At 35.3% G+C, this 9517-nt stretch carries 9 protein-coding genes; all 9 read right to left on the bottom strand.

Annotated features, from left to right (window positions below):
- Nucleotides 1-122: 122 nt before the first annotated feature.
- Complete coding sequence (locus M1V25_RS09915) at nucleotides 123-752, bottom strand: conjugal transfer protein TraG N-terminal domain-containing protein (protein ID WP_236866937.1); 630 nt, start codon at nucleotides 750-752, stop codon at nucleotides 123-125.
- A complete protein-coding gene (locus M1V25_RS09910; protein WP_236866936.1) occupies nucleotides 742-2133 on the bottom strand; it encodes a conjugal transfer protein TraH in 1392 nt (463 codons plus the stop codon). Before M1V25_RS09910 ends, M1V25_RS09915 begins: the two co-directional genes overlap by 11 nt.
- Nucleotides 2130-2882, bottom strand: coding sequence for a conjugal transfer protein TraF (traF, locus tag M1V25_RS09905; RefSeq protein WP_236866933.1), 753 nt, complete (start codon nucleotides 2880-2882; stop codon nucleotides 2130-2132). The genes M1V25_RS09910 and traF overlap by 4 nt, the downstream gene beginning before the upstream one ends.
- A 148-nt stretch (nucleotides 2883-3030) precedes the next feature.
- Nucleotides 3031-3450, bottom strand: coding sequence for a hypothetical protein (locus M1V25_RS09900; protein ID WP_236866932.1), 420 nt, complete (start codon nucleotides 3448-3450; stop codon nucleotides 3031-3033).
- Nucleotides 3447-4148 (bottom strand): hypothetical protein, encoded by a 702-nt coding sequence (locus M1V25_RS09895; RefSeq protein ID WP_236866930.1) that lies wholly within the window; start codon nucleotides 4146-4148, stop codon nucleotides 3447-3449. Before M1V25_RS09895 ends, M1V25_RS09900 begins: the two co-directional genes overlap by 4 nt.
- 1 nt (nucleotide 4149) lies before the next feature.
- Nucleotides 4150-4329 carry a hypothetical protein gene (locus M1V25_RS09890; protein ID WP_498843175.1) on the bottom strand — a complete coding sequence of 60 codons (180 nt, stop codon included), beginning with the start codon at nucleotides 4327-4329 and terminating at the stop codon, nucleotides 4150-4152.
- An 84-nt stretch (nucleotides 4330-4413) separates the two neighbouring features.
- Complete coding sequence (locus tag M1V25_RS09885) at nucleotides 4414-6393, bottom strand: UvrD-helicase domain-containing protein (protein ID WP_236866927.1); 1980 nt, start codon at nucleotides 6391-6393, stop codon at nucleotides 4414-4416.
- A 95-nt stretch (nucleotides 6394-6488) separates the two neighbouring features.
- The gene (traN, locus tag M1V25_RS09880; RefSeq protein WP_272905931.1) at nucleotides 6489-8006 is read right to left on the bottom strand and encodes a conjugal transfer protein TraN; all 1518 of its coding nucleotides are present in this window, start codon (nucleotides 8004-8006) and stop codon (nucleotides 6489-6491) included.
- 29 nt (nucleotides 8007-8035) lie between these two features.
- On the bottom strand, nucleotides 8036-9316 hold the full coding sequence (locus M1V25_RS09875) for a hypothetical protein (RefSeq protein ID WP_498843174.1): 1281 nt from the start codon (nucleotides 9314-9316) through the stop codon (nucleotides 8036-8038).
- Nucleotides 9317-9517: the final 201 nt, after the last annotated feature.

Here is a 9517-nt window from a genome sequence, read left to right as displayed (position 1 = left end):
TGGTAATGAAGATATGATAGGAAAATATGTTAAGAATCAGGGCTGTCAATATCAGCAAATCCACAAAGATATGCAGTTGAAGTTATTCTAGTCCGATACCCCGTAGCTTGCTGCGGGGTTATTCATTTTGGTTTCGCCCTTGATGCACGTTCTTTCAGAAAAGCTAAAATATTTGGAGAGGCTTTGAGGTCATTTTCTGTATAGCCATTTTTTCTGTTGTACCCATAATCAATATCAGGGAGGATACACCCCATAAGTATATCATTGGAGAGAGTCTTTATATCTGCGTTATCAGCTCTTAAATCACTTATATCTTCTACTATTTTTGAGCCAAATAGTAAGCTTGTCCTTTTATAAGGAAATACAGCAGAATAGCTATCTTCAAATTTCTCACCAATCCAATTTCCAATAGTTGATGTAAAAGATGCCATAGCAGCAAGTCCAAGTGGTATTTTCTCGACATATCTGGATGCATCCACAGATCCATATGCACTAGGAAGCTTATCTATTATGTGAACCTTTGCAATTGGGGCAGTTATAATCCCTGTGATTAAAGTGACTTTTGCAAAATAAAGAATTATAGATTTGAGTGTAAACTCAAACACAGATCTCACAATCAGTATTAAAAGACCCACAAGTACAGCTAGTTTTAAAAGAGCTATAAAACCAGAGCCTCCCCATATTAAGCGTATAGCGTTAAATGCATGCTCTAAAAAAGCTCCTGTACCTATTGTGTAAATATCAAAATCCATTTGCTCCCACCCTTTTTAAACCAACATTATTGAGATATCTTTGCTGAGACTCAGATCTTTGAGCTAGTAAAACATGTAAGTTATGCATGTTATGATCTTGCATTTTATACTTGCCTAGCATTTCCCTAGCTAAGATTAGATTTTTTCTATAAGTATTGAGCTCATCTGCAGCAAGAATTGTATAATTATTAGATGCTTTTATAGAATCATTAATAAGCTCTGTTAGATAATGATAAAGTATATTCCAAGAAGTGATTTGTATTAATATTCCAGCTTCGGCATCTGGTTTACCATTAGTTTTTCTGTATAGCACATCATACATCATATAAACTGGTATGCCAGCTTGTGATAAAAAGCTCTGAGATGAAGGTTTTAACTCTTCATCCTCATCAAGAGCTATTTTAAAGTTTGCAAAGTGATCTGAAACAGTTTCTTCAAAACCCCTACGCTGTTGAAGACTTAAAAGTTTAAATCCTTCATCTTTAACGTGCAGGCATTTATCACTATCTTTGCAAGTTAGGAGACTCATTTGCTCGCTACCCTTTAAAAGCCCTTGAAAAACAGTAGGGTCTGTAATCTTGGGCATTATATGCTCAACGGCAGGATGGCCGTCAGGGTCATTCTCATTTTCAAGTATGATAATTGTGCCACTTATGCTCATCATCAGTCTTTTTGTTTCAATATCTACATCTTGAAGCTTTTTAAGAGATTCCCAGGCTAAATTGATATTCACTAACCTCTTTTCTGGGTGCTTCTCACCTATCTCTTTGCTTAAAGCCCCAGAGTCTTTTGGATAGCTTCTATATGCGCCCGCAATATCAGTTTTATCTCCCTTAGATAATTCATAATCCGTAACTTGCTTTTTCCTTAATGTGTTGTACTGCGTATATTTATCTTTTATAAAATTCACCGCCATTTCCGCAGCAAGGCATTCATCAGACAAAAAGCCACCTACTTCCTGTAGTTTACTATAAACCTCTTGGAGAGTTTCACTAATCACTGGAGATATAGAAGAAAGACCCAGATAAACAAATATCATACCTGCTGTTTGAGCTATGCTTTGGAGTTTTTCTTTAAGCTCATCTCCAGATATAAAAGAGATCCCTCCAAAATTTAAAACAGAGTTCTTAACGCAAGGATGGTTTATATCTATTGTTGGGAAGGTAACATTTATAAGATTTCTGTTATGCTTTTTATTTGCAATATAAATACTTCCAAGAGTGACATTTCCTGATTGTTGAGAAGCATAAATATTAGATCCAGTAGAAACGCTCTGTCCCCCAAGAGAATTCCAAAGAGAAGATATACTGTCTAGTATACTTTCCGCTCCATTCACATTTGAAGATATTAATAAAAAGAGTAATAGGGCCCTTATTATCATAGTCCTCTTTCTTTTATGATGGAAAGAGCCCTATCCTCAATTTCTTCTGTAGATGTAAGCCCTTTGCTTAAAAATATCTTTTCCTTGGCAGTTTTATCTAACAGTATTAGAGTAGGAAATGCCTGTATTGCACTGTCTTTTGTTATTGAAGGCTCGGAGATATTCTCATCGAACCCTTTTAAAAAATCACCTGTCACACTAATTCCGAGGTTAGCAAAACCCCACTTCTCCTTTATCTTTAAAACATTAGGAAGCTGCATAATACAGTGGCTACACAAAGTGCTATATACCATAACAAGAGCATATCTCTTACTACCTTCTTTCAAGTAGTGAACTTTAGTAGCATCTTTAATTGCTTGATCGGTATTTGCTTTATAATTGCTCTGGACGGCTGAATATTTAGGAGAGCTATTTACAATTCTTTGTGCTTTATGTGCAAATAAAACCGCTTTTTGAGAGATAAGAGAGTTAATCTCCAGAAATTTCTCTATATCTTCTTCTTTTGCATCAATAACTGCTTTCGCTCTATAAAATTCCCATAGCTGATTTAAGATTTGAGCTTTTTGTAAAGCTGGTATGTTTGACTCCATTATATCATCAATGCTTTCTTTTTCCTCAGCTTGGCAGTACCAATTGCTTCCTAATCCTCTTTCAGCACAAAACTTCTTCGTAAACTTGAAGCCCGCAGAATACGCAGAAAAAGGAAGTAAAAAGAGCCAAACAACTATATTGAAGGTTTTCTTTTTCATGTGCTAAACCTTTATTGCAATGCCTTTTTATCATATTTGAATCTAAAATTGTAGTGCTTTTATAGAATATCATATAAGCAGCATTAAACTTGCAGATCGCCTCAGTGCGAGTAGAGAAAAACTCTCCATAATTTTGTCTAAAGTATAGCTATAAAACCGATTTTGTACCTAATGACTGTATATCACCGCATACATCTACTATATAACCGTTTTCATCTACCTCAACATCAATACAATAAATTGACCCAAGCCCTAAAGACAATATATCTGAATAATATTCAGTATATAGTATATATTGAGTGTTTGGATGATGCCCACCAGAAGATACCTCTCTCTTTGTTGGATACCAAATCTGTACACGATGTAGCACTGAGCCGTATAAGATATGAGATGCATCTGATATTCTTGAGCCTATAGGTATTAATTTTGCAACCTCTTTCCTAAAACTCGTTTCACTGAAAAATCTCTCGTACTTTATAGGCCTGGTATCAAAAACCGTATTCCAAACGTTAGAGAACAATACAAGCCATAGCCACGCTTTGAAGTAATGCTTAATTATTTTAATCATGGTAAGTCATCTCTGCACATCTCTTCTCCTAAAGTAGAGAAAAAGCCATCACAAAATCCAACATAAAAGCTACCCTCTATTCCTGGAAGATGAAGCTCTTCTGGTATAGAAAGAGGCAACCCCATGTATTGATACGCTAATCTTTGTACAGTGTTGCTATTTGCGCCACAGCACTTTTTCTCAATCCCTAACTGAATGAAATTATTGTGATAAAAACAGAAATCATAATCAAATCTATGCCCATTATTTCCAGTTTCTATAAACTGAACAGCTTCATGTGCTTTTGCGATATATGTATCTATTTCCTTATTGTCTTGAAATTCTAATTTTTGTATCTGTATCCTGCTTTGCTTCTCTAGATAGTCATCTTTAAGGTAAAGCTTCTTGTGATAATTTATTGCATTATACTCAACCAGCGTTGCACTAAGATCTCCTATCAGCATATTCAATACCATGTTACCTTCAAAAGTAGGAAATCCACTTAAAATCAATTTATCTCCATTTTCACATGTGAAGATAGTGTATGAGTGATAAAAGATTGGGATAAAATTTATAGGCCGTGCAAAAAATTCTATGGTGGTTTTAGAATCCACATGCTTATTTTTGTTGTAGTCTTTCTGACTATTAGGCTCTTTACCATCCAATATATCCAGAGCCATTTTGGTGGAATCAGCTAAATTATCAAATAGATTTCCCATTCTATATTCCATTTTTTGCTATGCGACCTAACTCTTTCAGTCGCTGAACATTATCTTTGGTATCATCTAATTTTATTTGATCCATATATTGAAACACCTTGCTAATGGCGTCCATTTCTTTATCTAACTTCTTTGATCTATCTTGTGATATAGTGCCACAATTATCCATATGTACTGGCAAATTAACGTTCTATTATATCTCTATTTTATCATTTTGACATTACAAATTTTATTGATAACGGCGCATGTTATATAGCCTAGGCTACTAAAAATATATGCAATCCTTCTTCCTTTCGTGCACTTGCACATCTATTCCAAATTCATCTTTTAGAAAGCTAATATCAAGATGCCATTCATACATGCTCCTCTCTTCCCATTTTCTAAATTGCTCCTCAATATAACTGATAGCTTTCTCTTGGCTCCAATTATTCACACTGCAAAGATGAGCTCTTGCCATTTCTGCTCTACCCCTAATGCTTGCATAGCCTATGTGCTTCACTTCATGGCAAGATGGGCATAAAGCGATAAGCCCCTTTAAGGTTTGTAGCTTTTTATCATCATCGTAATCCCAAATTTCATGACATTCAACAGGCCATTTAGAGCCATAGCCATTGCATATCTCACACCTTCTTCCAGCTCTTCTATATACGGCTCTTTTTATTCTACTCCATTCATGCTCAGTAACTATTGATCTAACATTCGAGAACCACGCGGTAGATGGAACAAGCTCTATGCTAAGAAATTTCTTTTCCTTTGTTGTGAAAAGCTTTTCTACCTCTGTAAGATCCAGAACCTCTATTGCCCTTGTCACTGAGACATACCATAAATTTAGTTCATCAGGGCTACATTTTGCAGGCTCTCTAAAATCTCCCGCTATTTTTACACGAGGCCATTCAAGGCCTTTGGCCTTATGTGCAGTGCTTAAAATAATATCAGCATTATTCTCTTCGTGGATGACTACAGATAAAATATTATTTATAGCAGAGATGGTATTTTCTTCATATTCTTCAATAAAGTTGACAATACCTCTTATCTCAGGATCTCCAGTCAGCTCTGCTTCTTCTAATAAATTTTCCCAACTTTGATATAGTAAAACTTTTGGAGATTTGACTTTTTCTATCTTGCCCTTCCACAAATAATAACCAGATTCAAAATCTTTTAAAGTGCCTTTTAAACCACCTATACACGCAACTTTCCTTCCAAGATTATAGCATTCTATACATTTCTTTAGTATAGAGAAGTTTGTCCTGCAAATAATTGTATGCTGAGTTCCTTCATCTATTTTTTCCACTTTGCTATCTATCGATAAATTGGGCTTTATCTCCTGTTTCTCTCCCAGCATAGAAAGTATCTTATTGCCTTCATCTGCAATTTTTTGACCAAATCTAAATGATTGAGTGAGATATAATTTATCCCCATCTATTTCATTCATTGCATTAACAGAGCCTCTCCATTTATATATTTGCTGATATTGATCTCCAACGTAAATGCGCCTTGCTTCCTGGTTATTTAATATATCAAGCACAGCTGGATTGGCATCTTGTGATTCATCTATCAGTATAAAATCTATATTCTTTATCCTTCTTTTGCTCAGCTGATATAATTTGAGGTATGCATCATGTGTTATACCAACTCTACTATCTTGATCTATCATTGCCTCCCATAGTTCTATTGCAATGTGAGTGCAGTAATTTGCATAATACTCTAAAAATGTTTTTGGAGTATTGAAGTTTTTCTTATCGTATTCAAGCTCTACCTTTTTTCTATACCTATTATATAAAAGCTCAAGAAAGTAATTGGAAAAATGCTCGTACGTTACTTCTTGATCAGCACTATAGCAGAAATTATTCACTATCCTCATAGCGCAAGCTGCAATATTGATGTTGCTCGCAGAAACCAGAACATTATTCTCCTGCATACTCATATTCTCTATATCTAGGTGCCGCACTACTTTTCGAGCCGTGAGTTTATTTGTGATCTTTTTTCTATATTGCGCTGCATAATACTCATATGCTAATCCATGAGTTGTTTTGCAAGTAATATTAGATGGAAATCTGCTTTTTGCATCTTGTAGAATTGCTCTGTTATAAGCAAGATAAAGGCCTTTTTTATTTGGAAGTGCATTTGCTATCATTTGTAGAGTTGTAGTTTTCCCGCTTCCTGCAAAAGCTGTGATTAAAAGTATATTATCGCTGCCTTTTGCAGCATTTATTATTTGGGTTTGTTCTTTTGTCGGGGATGTCATTGGCTATTTTTATTTCTTGCAGCAACTCCCAAGCTGGCCTAAAAAGGATGTCAATAGCTGTATAAAGGCAGCCTATGTCTATATGGATGATCTTTCTAATTCTTTGTGCCATAAAATTTATTGAGCTTCTGTTTTATAAAATCTTCCGTGGCTTTTTGATCATCTTGAATACTTTGCCCTCTTTTTAAAAGAAAGTCTTTTGAATTATTTTTCATGTCTAAAATCTTAGCACGCATTTCTTGAGGAATAATATTTTTATCAATAGCAGATTTTGCATCAGCTTTAAAATCTTTGATAATTTCAGACCAGTCTATCTTGCCAAAGTCTATTGATTGTATCTCTTGTAATGTAAGGCCTCTACAATCAGGATTCTCTGGCGTTCCAAAGCTTATGCCAAGTTGTTTTCTACCTTGCTCTTGCACAATACGCATTAGCTTTGTTTTAAAGCAGCAATAACTGGTATTGGAGACCAGACCTAAAAGCTCATTGTATCTTCCTACTTTGGTGCAAAGACCTTGCCCTTTTTTCATTTTTAATGTCATATCTTTTGCATCACAAAATGCACCAGATAATACTCCTTCAATCTCGCAACAATCAATTCTCCCAGCAGGGCCTCCACCTCCTGCTTTAGCTGCTTGCTCTGCTATGAACCTAGCTTTCTCTGCTTCGCTCAGCAGCGCAAAGTTACCACTACTTCCAAGTACTGAAAATACTCCTTGCGAGAGTGCTGACCATGAACCATATATAGATGCTGCTGATGCTAGATATGTGATATATTCACCCCTTATCATCTTACATTTAGCTGACTCTCCTTTAAAAAAACTACAGTTTGTCATGGTATCTGGCGTACACTTTTCATTTGGCAGGCACTCGCACCCCTCTCTGTTCTCTTTATTCATTTGAGATAAAGTAGCTAAGGTACCTATATTCTCTCCAAAGTTATTTGGTCTAAATCTCTCTTTCTCCTCACAAATTCCCCCTAAGCAAAATTTACCAGCAATACAATCCACTTTATCTATCTCCTTTTCCTCACATTCGTATGTAAGCTCCCAATGCTCGCAATCATCACTTTTATATAAACATTCCTTTGATTTTTCTTTGCATTTAGCTCTTAAATCCTTGCACTCATCGATTAATGTATTCTTTTTGCAATAATATTTTCTCTCCCATTTCCAGCAATCCTTGTAAACATCCTTTCCATTGATATTTCGTATCTCTGCCCCTTCAACGCATACCTCTTTATCCACCATACAGTCTTTTAAAAAACTCTTACTACACTTTGATAAATCCTTATCATCTCTTTGCACTAAATACTCTGTATCTACATGCTTAACCTCTTCTGTTTGTTTTGTTTTATCACCACAGCGAAACTTCTTTTCAAAATGCTCACATATCTTGCTTATGTTAGCACTTTTTAAGCATAGAGCCGTAATTTCACTGCAACCTCTATTGTCCTCAAATATCTTGCAATAATTCTTCTCTTTACCTGCGCATCTTAATCTCTCTTCGTATTTCCAACAGCGAGTAACTGGATAATCATCTATTATTTTCTCTCTATAATCTATGCATTTCTTTTCCTTAATAACAAGACATTCATCCTCTTCAAAGCTCATTGCTGAGCTGCTAAATATAAGAACTAGTATCAATCCAAGTAATCGCATTGTACTACCGATGTATCCTTCCACTTGCTACAACAATACTGTCCAGTCTCAAAAAAGACATTAAACTGACCGCGCATTGCATATACTAAGACCATTGTTACTTCATTTACTCCCTGCTTTAAAAAGGGTTTTAAGTCTTTATCTATGACCTCATAATGATCAATTCCATGACCAGGAAACAGTCTCCAACATGCCTTACTACCCCCACCTCCTCCATCTACTATAAGACTTGTACTACCTGGTCTTGAATGAAAAACATCATCTTGAAAAAAGCCCAAAAATCCACCTTCTTTAGTATAATATCCAGAGCTATCTTTTTTCTCTGTTATCTCAAGCTTACTGCCTCCCAAGGTATTATAAACCATATGACCATTGAGATATATCATGGCATGATCATCATATGAGATTTTATGAAGCACAAATTTCTTTATCTTATTCAATGCTCTTATCTTAAATTGCGCGCTCATTTCAACCTTGTTGCAGCAATTTCCCTCACAACTAAAATGCCAATGCCCAGTTTTACTACCAAGCCTTAAATATGGATAATGATAGGCCCACTCTATACCAGCATTAACAGAGCCCTCTACTATACCCCCTTTATCTTCTTTGCAGTCCATATCACTCTCACAGTGTCTTATGATGGTTTCTATACATACCTTTTCTTTAATTTCTCTTCTTTTGCTGCATTGATAAATATATCTCGGATCTATCTCCACTACCTGATCAATAGGGCAGCTATTATGCGCTATATCATAATACTGATCGCAAAATTTTAAAGTAGTGTACTTGTTTGTAACTTCATGTGGTTTGCAGTCCTTATATTCGCCTTTTATGTAATCAAAATTCTGACCCGCTTCTCTTGCTCTCTTTTTAACTTTATCTAAAAAGCCCTTATTATCTATGATATTACCTTGCTCATCTTTAATAAAACCTACTTCTTCTGATTTTGTTGTTCTCTCACTCCTTGATGAGCTGGAAAATATATTGCCAAGTGGACAGTCTTTCTCATCACAATTTGTAGAGTCCATCTTCATAGAGCCTTGGGCCTTTTTTATATCAAGGTCTTGCTTATCTAGATCTTTATAGTAGTACAGGTTTGAGGTGAGTTTATCTTTATCTTGAAACATCTCTTTAACATCTTTAGCGAATGTTTCTTCAGCTACTTTCTTTCCGAGTTCCTTTTTATCTTTTAAATCACTCTCATTCACCCCATATAGGTTATTTGCGAGCATAACAAGAAATATAATTATTTTCCAAGTCATTTCTTGTGAAATTCCTCTAAAACATATTGAATACTCAAATTACCAGTGATAATATCTGCATCATCCCCTTTAAGCATTAGACCTGCTGCGTAAGTATGAATTTTGTTAAAATATGTATAAAAGGTATGGAGACTTACTGATCAAAGAGGATCTCCATGTCCCTAAGATACACCAAGATACGCAGAAATCCCAAGACATTTC

Source organism: Candidatus Nebulibacter yamunensis, assembly GCF_024208055.1.
Lineage (GTDB): Bacteria > Pseudomonadota > Gammaproteobacteria > Francisellales > Francisellaceae > Caedibacter > Caedibacter lacustris.
Note: the sequence above shows the minus strand (reverse complement) of the source record. Positions and strands in the feature narration are given on the sequence as shown.